This is a genomic window from Silvania confinis (assembly GCF_025564085.1).
Lineage (GTDB): Bacteria > Pseudomonadota > Gammaproteobacteria > Enterobacterales > Enterobacteriaceae > Enterobacter > Enterobacter confinis.
In genome coordinates, this window is sequence record NZ_JAMGZJ010000076.1 from 210,823 (window position 1) to 231,180 (window position 20,358).

Below are 20,358 nucleotides of genomic sequence, written 5' to 3' on the forward strand. Positions count from 1 at the left end.
TGATGACAATCAAAAAATGATTATGGGCTGATGTGTTGACGTCAGCTATTGCTGGTCCGATTCTGCCAGGTCGTCATGCTCCTGGCCCAAGAGCGATAATTCCAACAATGCATAACGGTGCTCAACATAGTTGTGTACGTTGTTAGCAACCGCTAATTTGAACAGTGCCGTGGCGCTGTCCATATCCCCCAGACTTAGGTAGTACTTACCTAAATAGAAGTTGGTTTCACTGAGATGCTCAGCGAGCGAGGTGTTATCCGTTGCGTCCGCCTTGAGGCGTTCCATCAGCGTTGCTTCGCTAATGTTCCCCAGGTAGAACTCGACAATATTCCATCCCCATTGTTCCTTGTCCGATTTGTCGAAGCGCTGATTTAACGCCTCTTTTGCCTGCTTTGGATCGAGCTTCTGCTCAACAAGATAAAGCCACAGGCTACGGAAAGGATCATTAGGATCGTCTTGATAAAACGCCAGCAGATCATCTTGCGCTAACTTGTCACGACCGCCGTAGTAGAGGGCGATACCGCGATTCAAGTGCGCGTAGTTGTAAGTTGGATCAAGCTCAAGTACAGAATCAAACGCTTCATAGGCAGCATCAAAATTGCCTGCCTGCGTTAAATAAATGCCTAAGTAATTGAATACTTCCGGCATATCCGGTCGGATCGCTAACGCTTGTGAAAAATCATTTCGCGCCAGTGCCCTCAGACCGAGACTATCATACAACACTCCGCGCTCATATAAAAGCTGTGCGCGTTCATCATCGGTTAAAGCCCGACTGGCAAGAATTTGTTCCATGCGTGCCAGAATCACTTCCTGCTGCAAAGTCGGTTGCAGTGGCACTGCGAGGACTTCACTTTTACGCCAGGCAGAGTTGCTGCATCCTGCCAGCGTCAAAGCTGTCGCAACGAAACACCAGCGCAGAAAAGGCTTCATTTCCCACTCCCGAAGACAACTATTGGATGAACGTCCTGTCCCCCGGCGGCTCAACAAGGCGTCCTGCCTGATAACAAGCCCTCCGCATATGCGGAGGGCAAACGGCAAGCTTACTCGCCCTGTTCTACTGCCGGAGCTTCCGGTGCAGCAGCAGAGGACTGCTCGGTCGCTTCTTTAATGCTCAGACGGATACGACCCTGACGGTCAACTTCCAGAACCTTAACCGGCACTTCCTGGTTCATCTGCAGGTAATCAGTCACTTTCTCAACGCGCTTGTCAGCGATTTGAGAGATGTGAACCAGACCTTCTTTACCGCCACCGATGGCAACGAATGCGCCAAAGTCAACGATACGGGTCACTTTACCATTGTAGATGCGGCCCACTTCGATCTCTGCAGTGATCTCTTCGATACGACGGATAGCGAATTTCGCTTTCTCACCGTCGGTCGCAGCGATCTTCACAGTACCGTCATCTTCGATTTCGATGGTGGTGCCAGTTTCTTCGGTCAGGGCACGGATAACAGAACCGCCTTTACCGATAACGTCTTTAATCTTGTCCGGGCTGATCTTAATGGTGTGGATACGCGGTGCGAACTGAGAAATATCGCCACGTGGCGCGTTAATCGCCTGTTCCATCACGCTCAGAATGTGCAGACGCGCACCTTTAGCCTGGTTCAGTGCCGCATGCATGATCTCTTTGGTGATGCCTTCAATTTTGATATCCATCTGCAGTGCAGAGATACCGTCGCGGGAACCCGCTACTTTGAAGTCCATATCACCCAGGTGATCTTCGTCGCCCAGGATGTCAGACAGAACCACGAAGTTCTCGCCTTCTTTCACCAGACCCATTGCGATACCCGCAACAGCAGCTTTGATAGGCACGCCTGCATCCATCAGGGCCAGAGATGCGCCACAAACAGAAGCCATGGAAGAAGAACCGTTGGATTCGGTGATTTCAGAAACCACACGAACGGTGTACGGGAATTTGTCGGAGTCTGGCATTACTGCCAGCACGCCGCGCTTCGCCAGACGACCGTGACCAATTTCACGACGCTTTGGCGAGCCAACCATTCCGGTTTCACCTACGCAGTACGGAGGGAAGTTGTAGTGGAACAGGAAGCTGTCAGTGCGGTCGCCCATCAGTTCGTCGATGTTCTGCGCGTCACGTGCGGTACCCAGAGTCGCGGTAACCAGCGCCTGAGTTTCGCCACGGGTGAACAGTGCAGAACCGTGAGTACGTGGCAGCACGCCAGTACGCACATCCAGACCACGGATCATGTCTTTTTCACGGCCATCGATACGCGGCTCGCCTGCCAGAACGCGGCTACGAACAACGTTTTTCTCGATAGCGTGCAGAATTTCGCCCAGCTCGTTAGCGTCCAGGGATTCATCTTCTGCAACCAGCGTCGCGATGGTTTCAGATTTGATGACGCCAACCTGAGCATAACGCTCTTGTTTGTCAGTGACGCGGTATGCATCGCTCAGACGTGCTTCAGCCTGGGCTGCAACGCGCGCGTTCAGCGCTTCGTTCACCACTTCTGGCTGCCAGTCCCAACGTGGTTTACCGGCTTCTTTCACCAGGTCGTTGATGTTCTGGATAACAATCTGCTGCTGCTCGTGGCCAAAGACCACAGCGCCCAGCATCTGGTCTTCACTCAGCAGTTCTGCTTCGGATTCAACCATCAATACTGCAGCTTCGGTACCGGCAACAACCAGATCCAGCTTACTTTCTTTCAGCTCGTCCTGAGTTGGGTTCAGAACGTACTGGTCATTGATGTAACCTACGCGAGCAGAACCAATTGGGCCATTGAACGGAAGACCGGACAGTGACAGCGCCGCAGAGGCACCGATCATCGCAACGATGTCCGGGTTAACCTGTGGGTTAACGGAAACAACGGTGGCAATAACCTGAACTTCGTTAATGAAGCCTTCTGGGAACAGCGGGCGAACCGGGCGGTCAATCAGACGCGCGATCAGGGTTTCGCCTTCGCTTGGACGGCCTTCACGACGGAAGAAACCACCCGGGATTTTACCAGCAGCGTAAGTACGCTCCTGATAGTTAACTGTCAGCGGGAAGAAGTCCTGGCCCGGTTTAGTTTTTTTCTGGCCAACCACGGTCACGAATACAGCAGTGTCATCCATGCTTACCATAACGGCAGCAGTGGCCTGACGTGCCATCATACCGGTTTCCAGCGTAACGGTGTGCTGACCGTACTGGAATTTGCGAACGATCGGATTCAGCAAGATTCTGTCCTTTCTTAAATGAATGACAGCACACCAGAGGCGTGCTGACGTTTTAGCAGGACCTTCTTCGCATCCTCGCGACTAATGACAACCTTAACCCAAACAGGTAAAGCCTCTCATTAGCCGCGCGAACCTCTGCAATGAAGATCATTTATAGCAACAATACATTAGTTTCCAGTGAATTGCTGCGGCCTGGTTGAAAAAAGGGGCCATAAGGCCCCCTTTTCTGAAACTCGCAAGACTTAGCGACGCAGACCCAGACGCTCGATCAGCGCGGTGTAGCGTGCAACATCTTTACGTTTCAGGTAGTCGAGAAGTTTACGACGCTGAGAAACCATACGCAGCAGACCACGACGGCTGTGGTGATCTTTTTTGTGCTCTGCAAAGTGACCCTGCAGGTGGTTAATCTGTGCAGTCAGCAGTGCAACCTGAACTTCGGTAGAACCACTGTCGTTAGCATCACGACCAAACTCAGAAACGATTTTAGCTTTAGCTTCAACGCTTAGAGACATTTTAAAACTCCAAAGTATAAAGAATGTAAGGATGCCGATCTCTAATTCAGCTATCCCATGTATAACGCTCGCCAATTGTTAAACAATTGGCCAGACGTTAAGCGGCGATATTCTACCCGCCTCCCCTGCTTATCGCAAGGTAAGCCGTCAGCTTATGCCGGATATTCAACCACCAGACGACGCGGAGCAACACGACCTTCGTCGTCAATTTCACCCATACCGATAAAGGCATTCTCATCGCCTTCAGTGACCCGCACCAGCCCTTGATAAGGGACCTCAGACGTGCGAACCGGGTTACCGTTTTTGAAGTACACCGACGAGGTTAACGGCAGATTCACGACCGGATAGTCCGACGCAGGACTGTCCATCGGCATCAGCAGCGGGTCCAGCAAATCGGCGGCCGGGATGTCCTGCTCCTGCGCCTGTTCAACCAGCGCCTGCAGCTGCTCCAGCGTAACCATGCGTTCAGCCGGATACTTACTGACGGCCAGACGACGCAGATAGATAACATGCGCGCCACAACCCAGTTTTTCACCCAGATCGTCGATGATGGTACGGATGTAGGTGCCTTTTGAACAGTGTACTTCCAGCTCCAGCTCATCACCTTCATGGCGAATAAACAGCAGCTCATAGACCGTGATTGGACGGGCTTCGCGCGGAACATCAATACCCTGACGCGCGTACTCGTAGAGTTTTTTGCCCTGATATTTCAGCGCAGAATACATCGACGGAACTTGCTGGATGTCACCGCGGAAGGTCTCCAGCGCCGCATCAAGTTGCGCGGCAGTGAACGTCACCGGACGCTCTTCCACCACCTGCCCATCGGCATCAGAAGTATCTGTGCGTTGACCCAGTTTCGCAATGACGCGGTAGCGCTTGTCCGAATCCAGCAGATACTGGGAAAACTTCGTCGCTTCGCCCAGGCAGACTGGCAGCATGCCGGTCGCCAGCGGATCCAACGCACCGGTATGCCCGGCGCGGTTGGCATTATAGAGACGCTTCACTTTTTGCAGCACGTCGTTACTGGAGGCACCTTGAGGTTTATCCAGCAGCAGGACTCCGTGCACGTCGCGGCCGCGACGACGAGGACGACTCATCAGTCCTCCTTGCTATCGTCCGGGTTCACACGACGCTCATCATCCTGTTTCACCACGCTGGTGACCAGGTTGGACATGCGCATCCCTTCGACCAACGAGTTGTCGTAGAAGAAGGTCAGTTCCGGCACGATACGCAGGCGCATCGCTTTGCCGAGCAGGGAACGGATAAAACCGGATGCATCCTGAAGAGCCTTGATACCCAACTTAACGGCAGCTTCATCTTTATCATTCAGGAAGGTCACGAAAACTTTGGCATAGGCCAGGTCGCGTGACACTTCAACGCCGGATACGGTCGTCATCATACCCAGGCGCGGGTCTTTAATTTCGCGCTGCAGGATGATGGCGATCTCTTTTTGCATCTCCTGGGAAACGCGCTGCGGGCGACCAAATTCTTTCGCCATAATAAATTCTCCAGACAAAAAAGGGGCTAAATGCCCCTTTTGATAATTCTTGCCGGGTGGCGCTTCGCTTACCCGGCCTTGATTCCGTTAATCTTACTAAGATTAATCGATGCTACGTTTGATCTCGATGATTTCGAACACTTCGATCATGTCGCCAACGCGAACGTCGTTGTAGTTCTTAACGCCGATACCACATTCCATGCCGTTACGGACTTCGTTAACGTCATCTTTGAAGCGGCGCAGGGATTCCAGCTCGCCTTCATAGATAACCACGTTGTCGCGCAGTACGCGGATTGGGTTGTGACGTTTAATCAAGCCTTCGGTAACCATACAGCCCGCGATTGCACCGAATTTCGGTGATTTAAACACGTCGCGAACTTCAGCCAGACCAATGATCTGCTGTTTCAGTTCCGGAGACAGCATGCCGCTCATCGCCGCTTTCACTTCGTCGATCAGATGGTAGATGACGGAGTAGTAACGCAGATCCAGGCTTTCTGAGTCGATAACTTTACGCGCAGATGCATCAGCACGTACGTTAAAGCCAACCAGGATAGCATTGGAAGCCGCAGCCAGAGTTGCGTCGGTTTCGGTAATACCACCCACACCAGAACCGATGATCTTCACTTTCACTTCGTCGGTAGACAGTTTCAGCAAGGAATCGGAGATCGCTTCTACAGAACCCTGAACGTCTGCCTTCAGGACAACGTTCACTTCGTGAACTTCACCTTCGGTCATGTTGGCGAACATGTTCTCGAGTTTGGATTTCTGCTGACGAGCCAGCTTAACTTCACGGAATTTGCCCTGACGATACAGTGCAACTTCACGGGCTTTCTTCTCGTCACGCACAACAGTAACTTCATCACCCGCAGCCGGAACACCGGACAGACCCAGGATTTCCACCGGAATGGACGGACCTGCTTCCAGAACTTCCAGACCCAGTTCGTTACGCATTGCACGAACACGGCCATACTCGAAGCCACACAGCACGATGTCGCCTTTGTTCAGGGTACCTTCACGTACCAGAACAGTCGCTACCGGGCCACGGCCTTTATCCAGGAAGGATTCGATGACTGCGCCGCTCGCCATACCATTGCGAACTGCTTTCAGTTCCAGAACTTCAGCCTGCAGCAGGATAGCGTTCAGCAGGTCATCAATACCGGTACCTGCTTTCGCAGAAACTGGGATGAACTGAGACTCACCGCCCCACTCTTCCGGCATAACGCCGTACTGGGACAGTTCGTTTTTAACGCGATCCATGTCCGCTTCAGGTTTATCGATTTTGTTCACCGCAACGACAACCGGCACCTGCGCCGCTTTCGCGTGCTGGATTGCTTCGATAGTCTGTGGCATCACGCCATCGTCTGCTGCGACAACCAGAACAACGATATCCGTTGCCTGAGCACCACGAGCACGCATAGAGGTAAACGCGGCGTGACCCGGGGTATCCAGGAAGGTGATCATACCGTTGTCAGTTTCAACATGGTAAGCACCGATGTGCTGAGTAATGCCACCTGCTTCGCCAGACGCTACTTTCGTGGAACGAATGTAGTCAAGCAGCGAGGTTTTACCATGGTCAACGTGACCCATGATAGTCACAACCGGTGCACGGGCTTCAGCCGCTGCGCCAGTGTCACGATCGCTCATTACCGCTTCTTCCAGTTCGTTTTCACGACGCAGGATAACTTTGTGGCCCATCTCTTCAGCAACCAGCTGTGCTGTTTCCTGGTCGATGACCTGGTTGATGGTGGCCATTGCGCCCAGCTTCATCATCGCTTTGATGACCTGAGAGCCTTTAACCGCCATCTTGTTAGCCAGTTCGCCAACGGTGATGGTTTCGCCGATCACGACGTCACGGTTAACAGCCTGCGCTGGCTTCTGGAAGCCCTGCTGTAAAGAAGAACCTTTACGCTTGCCGCCTTTACCACCGCGGCCAGCAGCACGTGCTTCTTCACGGTCAGCTTTAGATTCAGAATGCTTGTTGCCTTTCTTCTGAGGACGAGCAGCTTTAGTCGCAGTACGCGTACGGCTACGACCCGCTTCAACCTCACGGTCGTTTTCGTCTTCGGCCTGGCGTGCATGCTGAGAAGTGGTGACGTGATAATCGCTCTTATCTTCTTCACCTTTGGCTTTCTCTTGCTCAGCCCAAACACCTGCATTTTCTTCTGCCATACGACGGGCTTCTTCAGCAACGCGACGTGCGTCTTCTTCCAGCTTGCGGCGAGCTTCTTCTTCTGCTTTACGCTTCAGCTCAGCAGCTTCATTTTCACGACGGGCTTTATCCGTCAGGGCAGTTTTGGTCATTTCGTCAGTCTGTTGATTGCTCACTTTGTCTTTTTCCGCAGCGTCGCGCTTTACTTTGTCACTGGCATCGCGCTTCGCTTTTTCTGCGGCCTCACGTTCAGCTTTTAATTCTGCCTCACGTTTGGCGGTAACTTCCGCCTCACGCTGAGCTTGTTCTTCCGCTTCACGCTGCGCCTGCTCTTCCGCGGCAAGGCGTTCAGCCTCTTGCGGATCACGTTTTACAAAGGTGCGTGTCTTGCGGACTTCGATTTGTACCGATTTACTTTTTCCACCGGTACCTGGAACGTTTAACGTACTGCGCGTTTTACGCTGTAACGTCAATTTGTCAGGCGCCGAACCGTGTTCACGGTTCAGGTGCGATAACAAAGTTTGTTTCTCTTGCGCGGTCACTGAGTCATCAGCGGACTTCGGGATCCCTGCATCAGCAAATTGCTGTACCAGGCGGTCCACGGAAGTCTGAATCTCAGCAGCCAGCGTTTTTACAGTTACATCAGTCATGCTGTTCCTTCCTGCTACAGTTTATTACGCTTCGTCGCCGAACCAGCAAATATTACGTGCGGCCATGATGAGCTCGCCGGCTTTCTCGTCGGTTAAACCTTCGATATCAGCCAGGTCATCAACGCCTTGCTCAGCGAGATCTTCCAGCGTACAAACACCACGGGCAGCCAGCTTGAACGCAATCGCACGATCAAGACCTTCCAAATTCAGCAGGTCATCAGCCGGCTTGTTATCACCAAGGCTTTCTTCCTGAGCCAGTGCCAGGGTGGTCAGTGCGTTTTTAGCGCGTTCACGCAGGGCTTCAACGGTGGCTTCATCCAGGCCGTCGATTTCCAGCAGTTCTTTCATTGGCACGTAGGCCAGTTCTTCCAGGGATGAGAAACCTTCCTCAACCAGAACAGTGGCGAAATCTTCGTCGATGTCCAGGTATTTGGTGAAGGTATCAATCGCTGCATGCGCTTCAGCCTGATGCTTAGCCTGCAGGTCATCAACGGTCATCACGTTGAGATCCCAGCCGCTCAGCTGTGAAGCCAGACGCACGTTCTGACCGTTACGGCCGATAGCCTGCGCCAGATTGCCTGCTTCAACGGCGATATCCATGGTGTGCTTATCTTCGTCTACAACGATAGACGCGACATCAGCCGGTGCCATTGCGTTAATCACAAACTGCGCCGGATTGTCGTCCCACAGAACGATATCAATACGCTCGCCGCCCAGTTCAGTCGAGACAGCCTGAACGCGCGCGCCACGCATACCGACGCAAGCACCGACCGGGTCGATACGCTTGTCGTTGGTTTTCACTGCGATTTTCGCACGGGAACCCGGATCGCGAGCCGCCGCTTTTATCTCGATAACTTCTTCGCCAATTTCTGGCACTTCAATGCGGAACAGTTCGATCAGCATTTCAGGCTTAGAACGGGTCACAAACAGCTGTGCGCCGCGCGCTTCTGGACGCACTGAATACAGTACGCCACGGATGCGGTCACCCGGACGGAAGTTTTCGCGTGGCAGCATATCTTCACGCGGAATCACCGCTTCGGCGTTGCTACCCAGATCCAGAGAGATGTTGTCGCGGTTAACCTTCTTCACCACACCAGTGATAATCTCACCTTCGTGCTCGCGGAACTGGTCAACAACCATTGCACGCTCAGCTTCACGTACTTTCTGTACGATAACCTGTTTTGCAGTCTGCGTCGTGATGCGGTCGAAGGTGACGGATTCAATCTGATCTTCAACGTAATCGTCAACGTTCAGACTTTCATCTTCATAACGTGCTGCTTCCAGCGTGATCTCTTTCGTCGGCTGGGTTACTTCTTCAACAATAATCCAACGACGGAAAGTATCGAAGTCACCGCTTTTGCGATCGATCTCTACACGGACATCGATCTCTTGTTCGTATTTTTTCTTGGTTGCCGTAGCCAGTGCACTTTCCAGCGCTTCGAAAATCTTCTCACGCGGCAGTGATTTCTCGTTGGAGACGGCTTCAACAACAGCCAAAATTTCTTTGTTCATCGCGGGCTTTTCACCTCATCCAGACTGTTAAAAGTGGGGAACCAGGTTCGCCTTCTGGATATTACTCAGCGCGAACACTTCATCTTTGCCTTCGACTGTTACTGTGATCATCTCACCATCAACGGCCTTAATAACGCCCTGCCATTTACGGCGGTTTTGTACAGCCATACGCAGAACGAGAGCCACTTCTTCACCAATGTACTGAGTGTAGTGTTCAACAGTAAACATCGGGCGATGGAGGCCAGGTGAGGAAACTTCCAGGTTATAGGCGACAGTAATAGGATCTTCAACATCAAGAACCGCACTTACCTGGTGGCTGACATCAGCACAATCATCAACATTGATGCCATCTTTACTATCAATATAGATGCGCAGCGTGGATGTACGGCTGCGAATAAATTCGATGCCGACCAGTTCGTAGCCCAGTGCTTCGACTGGTGCTTTAATCATCTCTGTTAATTTTTGGTCTAATGTGGACAAGCCCACCCCCAAGACGTAAAAAAAGGGCATAAAGCCCAGTTATTCTGTAGTCAGATAACAAAAAACCCCGATAAATCGGGGCTTTAGATAACTGAACCCTATAGCCACAGCAGTGGCCTGGAGCACTTTCAAAAAGAATTTTTTCAAATCCAGCTACGAAGGCGTTTGGTCTTCACAGTATATTTGAAAAAAGAACTTTACAGGAAAGTGGTTGCGGGGGCCGGATTTGAACCGACGACCTTCGGGTTATGAGCCCGACGAGCTACCAGGCTGCTCCACCCCGCGCCTGAAACGTGGCAAATTCTACTCGCTATGGGTAAAAATTGCAAATAATGCTGGGATTTGGTACCGAGGACGGGACGTAAAATCGGCCTACAGTATATTGATAGCGCGCACCATCTGTCAACCCTATGAACAACAGGTGTTAAGGCGCGATATTTTGACAAAAAAAACACGAATCTCTTCCGGTACTCGCCAAAAGATGATTAAATGAAAACTCACTTATTCTGCATAAAAATGCAATTAAGGTGAAAGCAATCACTCATCAGTCAATCAAGCAGGGTTTTATTTTATGACGACGATTCTCAAGCATCTTCCGCAAGGACAACGTATTGGCATCGCTTTTTCGGGCGGCCTGGATACCAGCGCTGCACTGCTGTGGATGCGCCAGAAGGGAGCGGTTCCTTATGCATATACTGCGAACCTCGGTCAGCCGGATGAGGACGATTACGAGACCATTCCTCGTCGTGCCATGGAGTATGGTGCAGAGAACGCACGCCTGATTGACTGCCGTAAGCAGCTGGTTGCAGAAGGCATTGCTGCTATTCAGTGTGGGGCATTCCACAACACCACCGGCGGCCTGACCTATTTTAACACCACCCCGCTGGGCCGTGCTGTTACCGGCACCATGCTGGTTGCCGCCATGAAAGACGATGGCGTGAATATCTGGGGTGATGGCAGTACTTATAAAGGTAACGACATTGAGCGTTTCTACCGTTACGGTCTGCTGACCAATGCTGAACTGCAGATTTACAAACCGTGGCTGGATACTGACTTCATCGACGAACTCGGTGGCCGTCACGAAATGTCCGAATTCATGATCGCCTGCGGTTTTGACTATAAGATGTCCGTAGAGAAAGCTTACTCCACCGACTCCAACATGCTGGGTGCAACGCACGAAGCCAAAGACCTCGAGTTCCTCAACTCCAGCGTGAAGATCGTTAACCCGATCATGGGCGTTAAGTTCTGGGACGAAAACGTCAAAATTCAGGCGGAAGAAGTGACCGTCCGTTTTGATCGTGGCCACCCGGTTGCCCTGAACGGTCAAACCTTCTCTGATGACGTAGAACTGATGCTGGAAGCAAACCGCATCGGCGGTCGTCACGGTCTGGGGATGAGCGATCAGATTGAAAACCGAATCATCGAAGCAAAGAGCCGTGGCATCTATGAAGCCCCGGGGATGGCGTTGCTGCATATCGCTTACGAACGTTTGCTGACCGGTATTCACAACGAAGACACCATTGAGCAGTATCACTCACACGGCCGCCAGCTGGGTAAACTGCTGTATCAGGGCCGCTGGTTCGATCCGCAGGCGCTGATGCTGCGTGACGCTCTGCAACGCTGGGTTGCTAGCGCAATCACCGGTGAAGTGACGCTGGAACTGCGTCGTGGTAACGACTATTCGATCCTGAACACAGTCTCCGACAACCTGACCTACCAGGCAGAACGTTTGACCATGGAGAAAGGTGATTCTGTATTCTCGCCGGACGATCGTATTGGCCAGCTGACCATGCGTAACCTTGATATCACCGATACCCGTGCCAAGCTGTTCACTTACACTCAGAACGGCCTGCTCTCGGTATCAAGCAGCAACGGTCTGCCGCAGGTTGAGAACCTGGAGAACAGCGATAAGTAATCGCTGACGTGAAATGAAAAAGGCGCCTGATGGCGCCTTTTTTGTTATCTGTTCCGTCGTGTTTAGGCCCGCTAAGCGGGCCTAGCAAAATCCTGAACAAAAAGTACAGACGAAAAAAAAGACATCTTGCGATGTCTTTTTTTCGGAATATTGGTACTGAGGATGGGACTCGAACCCACAAGCCCGTTAGGGCACTACCACCTCAAGGTAGCGTGTCTACCAATTCCACCACCTCAGCACAGATACTGCAATTACTGTGGGATATCGCTGGTCGGCTTAGCCGGCGCTGCGGACTGAGTCTGCTCGGATTTCGCCGGTGCGCTCAGATTTTCCCACTCACTTCCTTTACTGGTCTTGTTGCTGTTGATATTTCCCAGCGCCAGACTGATGATGAAAAACAGCGTTGCCAGAATCGCCGTTGCGCGGGTCATAAAGTTACCAGAACCATTTGAACCGAACAGCGTACCAGAAGCGCCTGCTCCAAAGGAGGCTCCCATATCAGCGCCTTTACCTTGCTGCAGCATAATCAACGCTACTAGAGCGATGGCTACAATAAGGAAAACTACCAAAAGAGCTTCGTACATAATCAACCTGTTCCTTGCGGATTTGCCGCATACCAAAGCTTCGACCAATAACCAGGAATACATGTTTCCTGATGAAGCGGGTGTGAATACTAACCAAAGCGAATGGCCTTCGCAAGGGCAATTTCGGCACATTGTATCAACTGCAGAAAAAAACAGCAAAACCGCAGTAACTGTGCAAAATTAAGGCGGCAAGCACCGCCTTTTTAGACACTTAACGTACTTATGCGGCTTTAACGGCATCCGCAATACGATGCGCGAACTCGGTAACCTGCGCTTCGTCTTCGCCTTCTACCATCACACGGATCAGCGGCTCGGTACCGGATTTACGCAACAGGACGCGACCACGAGCCCCTAACGCAGCTTCCACCTCGGCCATGACCGCTTTCACATTGTCATTTTCCAGCGGGTTGCCGTTGCCGGCCGTAAAGCGGACGTTGACCAGGATTTGTGGGAACATTTTCATTCCACTGCACAGATCGTGGAGGGTCATATGGTTACGCACCATCGCGGCAACTACCTGCAGGCTCGCCACGATACCGTCACCGGTGGTGGTTTTATCAAGCAGAATGACGTGACCGGAGTTTTCTGCCCCAATACGCCAGCCTTTCTCCTGCAGTTTTTCCAGCACATAGCGGTCACCCACTTTCGCACGCACAAACGGGATACCCAGCTGCTTAAGCGCCAGTTCCAGTCCCATATTGCTCATTAATGTGCCGACTGCACCACCGCGCAACTGGCCCTGACGCAGGCCTTCACGGGCAATGATGTACAGGATCTGATCGCCATCGACTTTATTGCCTTCGTGGTCAACCATGATCACGCGGTCGCCGTCGCCGTCATAGGCGATCCCCAGATCGGCCTTTTCCGCTAACACGCGCGCCTGCAGGGCACGGACATCGGTCGCACCCACTTCTTCATTAATGTTCACACCGTTTGGCTCACAGCCAATGGCGACCACTTTTGCACCCAGCTCGCGGAAGACATTAGGAGCAATGTGGTAAGTTGCACCGTTAGCGCAGTCAACCACGATTTTAAGGTGACCCAGACTCAGCTCATTCGGGAAAGTGCCTTTACAGAATTCGATATAGCGACCGGCAGCATCGACGATACGACTGGCTTTGCCGAGTTCAGCAGAGTCAACGCAGGTGATATCTTTTTCCATCTCAGCTTCGATGGCCTCTTCCACATCATCCGGCAGCTTGGTGCCGTCGATTGAGAAGAACTTGATGCCGTTATCGTAAAACGGATTGTGGGACGCAGAAATCACAATACCCGCTTCAGCACGGAAGGTACGGGTGAGATACGCTACAGCCGGCGTCGGCATTGGACCGGTAAAGGAAGCCGAGAGCCCCGCCGCCGCCAGACCGGCTTCCAGCGCGGATTCCAACATATAGCCAGAAATACGCGTGTCTTTACCAATGATGATTTTGCGTGAGCCGTGGCTTGCCAGCACCTTGCCTGCCGCCCAGCCTAATTTCAGAACAAAATCAGGGGTGATTGGCGCATCTCCCACTCGTCCACGAATGCCGTCGGTACCAAAATATTTACGATTACTCATAGCGGTTGTTTTCCTTAGCGGCGAGGGTAGCTTCCACCACGCGCATTGCTTCTGCAGTTTCTTTTACGTCATGGACGCGAATAATATGTGCACCCTGCATCGCGGCAATGATCGCGCAGGCCAGGCTGCCGCTCAGGCGATCCGTTGGCCCCACGTTCAGCAACTGCCCTATCATGGACTTTCGTGACATTCCAACCAGCAGCGGCAGGCCAAAATGGTGAAACTCAGATAAGCGCGCAAGAAGCTCGTAGTTATGAGAGAGATTTTTACCGAAACCGAATCCCGGGTCGAGCAGCAATTTCTCTTTTGCGATACCAGCACGTTCACAACGTGCAATTTGCTCAACAAAGTAGCGATTTACATCGGCGAACACATCTGCATATTTTGGCGCTTCCTGCATTGTCTTCGGCTGTCCCTGCATATGCATCAGACAAACAGGCAGGCCTGTCTCAGCCGCCGCCTCCAGTGCATCCGGTTCGCTCAGGGAACGAATGTCATTTATAATGTGAGCGCCCACTCTCGCTGATTCGCGGATCACCTCAGGTTTGGAGGTATCAACCGAAATCCACACTTCGAATCGCTGCGCAATGGCTTCAACTACCGGAATTACCCGTGACAACTCTTCATCAACGCTGATATCCGCCGCACCGGGCCGCGTCGACTCGCCGCCAACATCAATAATCGTCGCCCCAGCGTTGATCATCAGATTCGCGTGCTTGACCGCCTCGATAAGCGTGTTGTGCGTGCCACCGTCAGAGAAAGAGTCTGGCGTGACGTTCAGGATCCCCATCACATGTGGATGTGAAAGATCGAGATAAGAATCCTGGGCAAAGAGTTTCATGGCTAATCCCTGGTTTTGATTAAGCAGACAAGAAAAACCCCGGGGCAAGCCCCAGGGTTTAAGGTAAAGAAAACATCATCGACAGCAGTGGCTTATTTGTCGCCCAACTGTTCTGACATGGTGTTACCCGGGTTCGGCGTACGCGGTTCATCGACCGGACGCGGTGCACGCGGGGTGCCATTACTGTCAGAGTTGTTGGACGTACCTGGATCTTCCCAGCCCGCTGGCGGACGCACATCACGACGCGCCATCAGGTCATCGATCTGCGGTGCATCGATGGTCTCATATTTCATGAGCGCATCTTTCATCGCGTGCAGGATATCCATATTGTCGTTCAGGATCTGACGCGCGCGACCGTAGTTACGTTCAACGAGCAATTTCACTTCCTGGTCGATAATACGCGCCGTTTCATCGGACATGTGTTTCGCTTTAGCGACTGAGCGGCCGAGGAACACTTCACCCTCTTCTTCCGCATACAGCAGCGGACCCAGTTTGTCGGAGAAGCCCCACTGCGTGACCATGTTACGCGCCAGGTTTGTCGCGACTTTAATGTCGTTAGACGCACCGGTTGAAACACGTTCAACACCGTAGATAATCTCTTCCGCCAGACGGCCACCGTACAGAGTCGAAATCTGACTTTCCAGCTTTTGACGGCTGGCGCTGATGGCATCGCCTTCCGGCAGGAAGAACGTCACGCCAAGCGCACGACCGCGCGGAATAATCGTCACTTTATGCACCGGATCGTGTTCCGGTACCAGGCGACCGATGATCGCATGGCCTGCTTCATGGTAAGCCGTGGACTCTTTCTGCGCTTCCGTCATCACCATAGAGCGGCGTTCCGCACCCATCATGATTTTGTCTTTCGCTTTCTCGAACTCCACCATTGAAACCACACGCTTGTTGCCACGGGCAGCAAACAGCGCTGCTTCGTTTACCAGGTTAGCGAGATCCGCACCAGAGAAGCCAGGTGTTCCGCGCGCAATGATTGCCGCGTCAATGTCCGGAGACAGCGGTACGCGACGCATGTGCACTTTCAGGATCTGCTCACGACCACGAACGTCTGGCAGACCCACAACGACCTGACGGTCAAAACGGCCTGGACGCAGCAGCGCAGGGTCAAGAACGTCCGGACGGTTAGTTGCCGCGATAACGATAATACCTTCGTTACCTTCGAAGCCATCCATCTCAACCAGCATTTGGTTAAGAGTTTGCTCACGTTCATCGTGACCGCCACCCAGGCCCGCGCCACGCTGGCGGCCTACGGCGTCGATTTCATCGATAAAGATGATGCACGGTGCTGCCTTTTTGGCCTGTTCGAACATGTCACGCACACGAGATGCACCGACACCCACGAACATTTCCACGAAGTCAGAACCCGAAATCGTAAAGAACGGTACCTTCGCTTCACCTGCGATGGCTTTCGCCAGCAAGGTTTTACCGGTACCCGGAGGACCGACCATCAGAACGCCTTTCGGGATCTTACCGCCCAGCTTCTGGAAACGGCTCGGTTCACGCAGGTATTCCACCAGTTCAGCCACTTCGTCTTTCGCTTCGTCACAACCCGCTACGTCAGCAAAAGTGGTTTTTATCTGGTCTTCCGTAAGCATACGCGCCTTGCTCTTGCCGAACGACATGGCACCTTTGCCACCGCCGCCCTGCATCTGACGCATAAAGAAGATCCAGACACCGATCAACAACAGCATCGGGAACCAGGAAATGAAGATTGAAGCCAGCAGGCTTGGTTCTTCCGGCGGCTCACCGACCACCTTGACGTTTTTAGTCAGAAGATTATCAAGCAGCTTAGGGTCGTTCACCGGAATGTAAGTCGTGTAACGGTTACTATCTTTCTTGGTAACGTTGATCTCACGTCCGTTGATACGCGCTTCGCGAACCTGATCCTGATTGACCTCTTGCAGGAAGGTAGAGTAGTCCACCTTGCGGCCATTAGACTCGCTGGGCCCAAAGCTCTGGAATACTGACATCAGCACAACGGCAATGACCAGCCAGAGAATTAGGTTTTTCGCCATGTCACTCAAGGGATTAACCTCTTATTACAACTGTGTTAAAAACAGCGGCAGGATATTTTATAACCAGTTTGTTTCACACTTTCGCCTGAAACCAACCGGCTATTATTTTCGCCCGGTCGCTACAATATACACTTCACGTGAACGCGCACGTGAAGAGTCCGGCTTACGAACTTTGACCTTCGCAAACAGGGAGCGAATTTCCTTTAGATACTCCTCGAAACCTTCGCCCTGGAACACCTTCACTAAAAAACTACCACCTGGCGCTAATACATCACGACTCATTTCTAACGCCAGTTCTACCAGATACATGGAGCGGGGGATATCCACCGCCGGTGTTCCGCACATATTTGGTGCCATATCGGACATCACAACTTGTACTTTACTGTCACCCACACGTTCAAGTAACGCTTTCAGCACTAATTCATCACGAAAATCGCCCTGAAGGAAGTCCACACCAACGATGGGATCCATAGGTAAAAGATCGCATGCGATAATTCGACCATTCCCACCGATTTGCGTCACTGCATATTGCGACCATCCACCGGGTGCAGCGCCGAGGTCAACTACCGTCATCCCCGGTTTAAAGAGTTTGTCACTTTGCTGTATTTCATCAAGTTTAAACCAGGCACGGGAACGTAACCCCTTTTTCTGTGCCTGAAGAACATATTTATCGCTAAAGTGTTCCTGGAGCCAGCGGCTCGAACTTGCAGAACGCTTTTTACCTGTCATTTTACTTTCCGTCCGGGTTCATCGTAGCCAGCGGTGTAAATTTCCACATAGCAATTTGGCGATATAAGGGAGATGGCGGTAGAATGAACCGTTTTCAATCCCAACGTAAGCAAAAATATACGATGAATCTGAGTACTAAACAAAAACAGCACCTTAAAGGTCTGGCACATCCGCTCAAGCCTGTAGTTATGCTTGGCAACAATGGTTTGACCGAAGGGGTACTGGCCGAGATTGAACTAGCGCTGGAGCACCACGAGTTAATCAAAATCAAAATCGCCTCTGAAGACAGAGAGACTAAGACGCTGATTGTGGAAGCTATCGTGCGCGAAACCGGCGCCTGTAATGTACAGGTCATCGGTAAAACGCTGGTGCTCTATCGCCCAACTAAAGAGCGCAAAATTTCGCTTCCTCGCTAAGATTATCCTGAATTAAACACATTGTGATGTGCTTAATGAGGGGTTTTTCTTTCGCAGGTGAGCAAAATGCCATGCTCCTTGAGTTGATAAAAGGCCGCGATGCGGCCTTTTTCCTATCTTTACAATGTATCAACAACTTGCCGGAGATGCGAATTACAGGTAATCAACCTTGAGAATTTCGAACTCCACTTCCCCGCCTGGGGTGCGAATCGTCACCACATCGCCCTGCTCTTTAGCCACCAGTCCACGTGCAATTGGCGAGTTTACTGAGATAAGATTTTGTTTAAAGTCGGCCTCATCATCGCCTACGATGCGATAAGACACCTCTTCGTCGTTGTCCACATTAACAACGGTTACCGTGCAACCAAAAATGACCCGTCCGTTATTGGGCATTTTTGAGATATCGATCACCTGCGCATTAGACAGCTTCGCTTCGATATCTTTGATACGTCCTTCGCAGAAACCCTGTTGTTCACGCGCAGCGTGATATTCCGCATTCTCTTTCAGATCACCATGCTCACGCGCATCGGCGATGGCGGCAATGATCTCAGGACGGCGAACAGATTTCAAAAAATCCAGCTCTTCACGCAGTTTTTCAGCACCACGTAAGGTCATCGGAATAGCTTGCATTTGTTATACCTCTTAAACATTCCTGTTGGGTACGGCGGCAAACCGCCCCGACTACTGCCTCCGCAGGCATCACAGCCTGGCATAAGTCAGAGACAAAAGAAAACTGACCCGGAAGCAAAGTTCCAGGTCAGCAGCAATTTTTCAATTTGATACGTATTTTACCGCGAAGTTCAGTATGGGTCATCGTTTACTTTACAGGGCGTTGGGCCGTAGTATGACGGTTTGTTTCCGGGTTGTTAGCGCGAGATTATGCGATTTTCCAGATTTATCATCGGATTGACCACCAGTATTGCGTTCACTGCCCAGGCAGCGAACGTCGACGAGTATATTAATCAGCTGCCCGATGGCGCCAATCTTGCTTTGATTGTGCAAAAAGTGGGAGCCCAGGCACCAGAGATTGACTATCACAGTCAGCAGATGGCGCTTCCTGCCAGCACCCAAAAGGTGATCACTGCGTTGGCAGCCCTGCTGCAACTCGGGCCTGACTTTCGCTTCACAACAACGCTTGAGAGCAAAGGCAACGTCGAGAGCGGTGTACTGAAAGGCGATCTTATTGCCCGTTTTGGCGGTGATCCGACATTTAAGCGGCAGGATATCCGCAATATGGTCGCCGTATTAAAGAAGTCTGGTGTTCAGCGCATTGAGGGTAATGTGCTTATCGACACGTCCATTTTTGCCAGCCACGATAAAGCCCCGGGCTGGCCGTGGAATGACATGACCCAGTGCTTTAGCGCGCCGCCAGCAGCGGCAATCGTCGATCGCAACTGCTTCTCCATCTCGTTGTACAGCGCGCCAAAACCGAATGATTTGGCCTTTATCCGCGTAGCATCTTATTACCCGGTCAACATGTTCAGCCAGGTTCGTACTCTGGCGAAAGGTTCTCCGGAGGCGCAGTATTGCGAGCTGGATGTAGTGCCTGGTGATTTAAACCGGTTCACGGTGACAGGCTGCCTCACGCAACGTGCCGACCCGTTACCGCTGGCATTCGCTATCCAGGATGGTGCAAGCTACGCTGGCGCTATTCTGAAAGATGAACTGAAGCAGGCCAATATCACATACACTGGCACACTGTTGCGCCAGACGCAGACCAACGAACCCGGCAACGTACTTGCGAGCAAGCAGTCCGCACCGCTGCACGATCTGTTGAAGATCATGTTGAAAAAGTCGGACAACATGATCGCCGATACCGTGTTTCGCATGATCGGCCATGCCCGCTTCGGCGTACCTGGCACCTGGCGTGCCGGTTCAGATGCCGTCCGTCAGATCCTTCGTCAGCAAGCGAGCATTGATCTTGGAAATACCATTGCGGTGGATGGTTCAGGTCTGTCGCGCCATAACTTGATCTCGCCAGCCACCATGATGCAGGTCCTGCAGTACATTGCTCAACACGACACTGAGCTAAACTTTATCTCGATGCTGCCGCTCGCCGGCCACGACGGTTCCTTGCAATACCGCGCGGGGCTACATGCTGCCGGCGTCGATGGCAAAGTCTCCGCCAAAACGGGCTCCCTGCAGGGGGTGTACAATCTTGCCGGGTTTATCACCACCGCCAGTGGGCAGCGAATGGCATTTGTACAATATCTTTCTGGCTACGCGGTAGAACCTGCAGACCAACGCAATCGCCGTATCCCGCTGGTGCGCTTTGAGAGCCGGCTGTACAAGGACATTTATCAGAATAACTAGC

The 20,358-nt window shown here is 52.1% G+C and carries 17 protein-coding genes and 2 tRNA genes; 3 read left to right on the plus strand and 16 right to left on the minus strand.

The window, feature by feature from the left end; genetic code table 11:
• Positions 1 to 45: 45 nt before the first annotated feature.
• The 9 genes from nlpI to M8013_RS13395 form a co-directional block, all read right to left on the minus strand.
• Entirely contained in the window at positions 46 to 930 is an 885-nt protein-coding gene (nlpI, locus tag M8013_RS13355; RefSeq protein ID WP_271268291.1) for a lipoprotein NlpI, read from the minus strand.
• A 110-nt stretch (positions 931 to 1,040) separates the two neighbouring features.
• Positions 1,041 to 3,173, minus strand: a complete 2,133-nt coding sequence (gene pnp, locus M8013_RS13360; protein ID WP_271268292.1) for a polyribonucleotide nucleotidyltransferase — start codon at positions 3,171 to 3,173, stop codon at positions 1,041 to 1,043.
• A 242-nt stretch (positions 3,174 to 3,415) separates the two neighbouring features.
• Positions 3,416 to 3,685 carry a 30S ribosomal protein S15 gene (gene rpsO / locus M8013_RS13365; RefSeq protein ID WP_032614416.1) on the minus strand — a complete coding sequence of 90 codons (270 nt, stop codon included), beginning with the start codon at positions 3,683 to 3,685 and terminating at the stop codon, positions 3,416 to 3,418.
• Positions 3,686 to 3,837: 152 nt separating this feature from the next.
• Positions 3,838 to 4,782 carry a tRNA pseudouridine(55) synthase TruB gene (gene truB, locus M8013_RS13370; protein WP_271268293.1) on the minus strand — a complete coding sequence of 315 codons (945 nt, stop codon included), beginning with the start codon at positions 4,780 to 4,782 and terminating at the stop codon, positions 3,838 to 3,840.
• Positions 4,782 to 5,183, minus strand: coding sequence for a 30S ribosome-binding factor RbfA (rbfA, locus tag M8013_RS13375; protein ID WP_271268294.1), 402 nt, complete (start codon positions 5,181 to 5,183; stop codon positions 4,782 to 4,784). The genes truB and rbfA overlap by 1 nt, the downstream gene beginning before the upstream one ends.
• 102 nt (positions 5,184 to 5,285) lie before the next feature.
• A complete protein-coding gene (gene infB, locus M8013_RS13380) occupies positions 5,286 to 7,982 on the minus strand; it encodes a translation initiation factor IF-2 (RefSeq protein WP_271268295.1) in 2,697 nt (898 codons plus the stop codon).
• Between the two features lie 24 nt (positions 7,983 to 8,006).
• On the minus strand, positions 8,007 to 9,494 hold the full coding sequence (gene nusA / locus M8013_RS13385; RefSeq protein ID WP_271268296.1) for a transcription termination factor NusA: 1,488 nt from the start codon (positions 9,492 to 9,494) through the stop codon (positions 8,007 to 8,009).
• A 27-nt stretch (positions 9,495 to 9,521) separates the two neighbouring features.
• Positions 9,522 to 9,974, minus strand: a complete 453-nt coding sequence (rimP, locus tag M8013_RS13390) for a ribosome maturation factor RimP (RefSeq protein WP_271268297.1) — start codon at positions 9,972 to 9,974, stop codon at positions 9,522 to 9,524.
• Between the two features lie 208 nt (positions 9,975 to 10,182).
• A tRNA-Met gene (locus M8013_RS13395) sits at positions 10,183 to 10,259 on the minus strand.
• 286 nt (positions 10,260 to 10,545) lie between these two features.
• On the opposite strand from M8013_RS13395, the gene argG reads away from it, so the two are divergent.
• A complete protein-coding gene (gene argG, locus M8013_RS13400; protein ID WP_271268298.1) occupies positions 10,546 to 11,889 on the plus strand; it encodes an argininosuccinate synthase in 1,344 nt (447 codons plus the stop codon).
• Between the two features lie 151 nt (positions 11,890 to 12,040).
• Here the strand turns inward: argG and M8013_RS13405 are convergent.
• The 6 genes from M8013_RS13405 to rlmE form a co-directional block, all read right to left on the minus strand.
• Positions 12,041 to 12,127 (minus strand) — tRNA-Leu (locus tag M8013_RS13405).
• A gap of 13 nt (positions 12,128 to 12,140) precedes the next feature.
• Positions 12,141 to 12,473, minus strand: a complete 333-nt coding sequence (secG, locus tag M8013_RS13410) for a preprotein translocase subunit SecG (protein ID WP_271268299.1) — start codon at positions 12,471 to 12,473, stop codon at positions 12,141 to 12,143.
• A 220-nt stretch (positions 12,474 to 12,693) separates the two neighbouring features.
• Positions 12,694 to 14,031 (minus strand): phosphoglucosamine mutase, encoded by a 1,338-nt coding sequence (glmM, locus tag M8013_RS13415; protein WP_271268300.1) that lies wholly within the window; start codon positions 14,029 to 14,031, stop codon positions 12,694 to 12,696.
• Entirely contained in the window at positions 14,024 to 14,872 is an 849-nt protein-coding gene (folP, locus tag M8013_RS13420; protein WP_271268301.1) for a dihydropteroate synthase, read from the minus strand. Before folP ends, glmM begins: the two co-directional genes overlap by 8 nt.
• 92 nt (positions 14,873 to 14,964) lie before the next feature.
• A complete protein-coding gene (ftsH, locus tag M8013_RS13425) occupies positions 14,965 to 16,899 on the minus strand; it encodes an ATP-dependent zinc metalloprotease FtsH (protein ID WP_271268302.1) in 1,935 nt (644 codons plus the stop codon).
• A 102-nt stretch (positions 16,900 to 17,001) separates the two neighbouring features.
• Positions 17,002 to 17,628, minus strand: coding sequence for a 23S rRNA (uridine(2552)-2'-O)-methyltransferase RlmE (rlmE, locus tag M8013_RS13430; protein WP_271268303.1), 627 nt, complete (start codon positions 17,626 to 17,628; stop codon positions 17,002 to 17,004).
• Between the two features lie 122 nt (positions 17,629 to 17,750).
• On the opposite strand from rlmE, the gene yhbY reads away from it, so the two are divergent.
• Complete coding sequence (yhbY, locus tag M8013_RS13435; RefSeq protein WP_271268395.1) at positions 17,751 to 18,044, plus strand: ribosome assembly RNA-binding protein YhbY; 294 nt, start codon at positions 17,751 to 17,753, stop codon at positions 18,042 to 18,044.
• Between the two features lie 153 nt (positions 18,045 to 18,197).
• Here the strand turns inward: yhbY and greA are convergent, their stop codons facing one another.
• Positions 18,198 to 18,674 carry a transcription elongation factor GreA gene (gene greA / locus M8013_RS13440; protein ID WP_271268304.1) on the minus strand — a complete coding sequence of 159 codons (477 nt, stop codon included), beginning with the start codon at positions 18,672 to 18,674 and terminating at the stop codon, positions 18,198 to 18,200.
• Positions 18,675 to 18,923: 249 nt separating this feature from the next.
• Here greA and dacB point away from each other — a divergent pair, with 249 nt between their 5' ends.
• The gene (dacB, locus tag M8013_RS13445; protein ID WP_271268305.1) at positions 18,924 to 20,357 is read left to right on the plus strand and encodes a serine-type D-Ala-D-Ala carboxypeptidase; all 1,434 of its coding nucleotides are present in this window, start codon (positions 18,924 to 18,926) and stop codon (positions 20,355 to 20,357) included.
• Position 20,358: the final 1 nt, after the last annotated feature.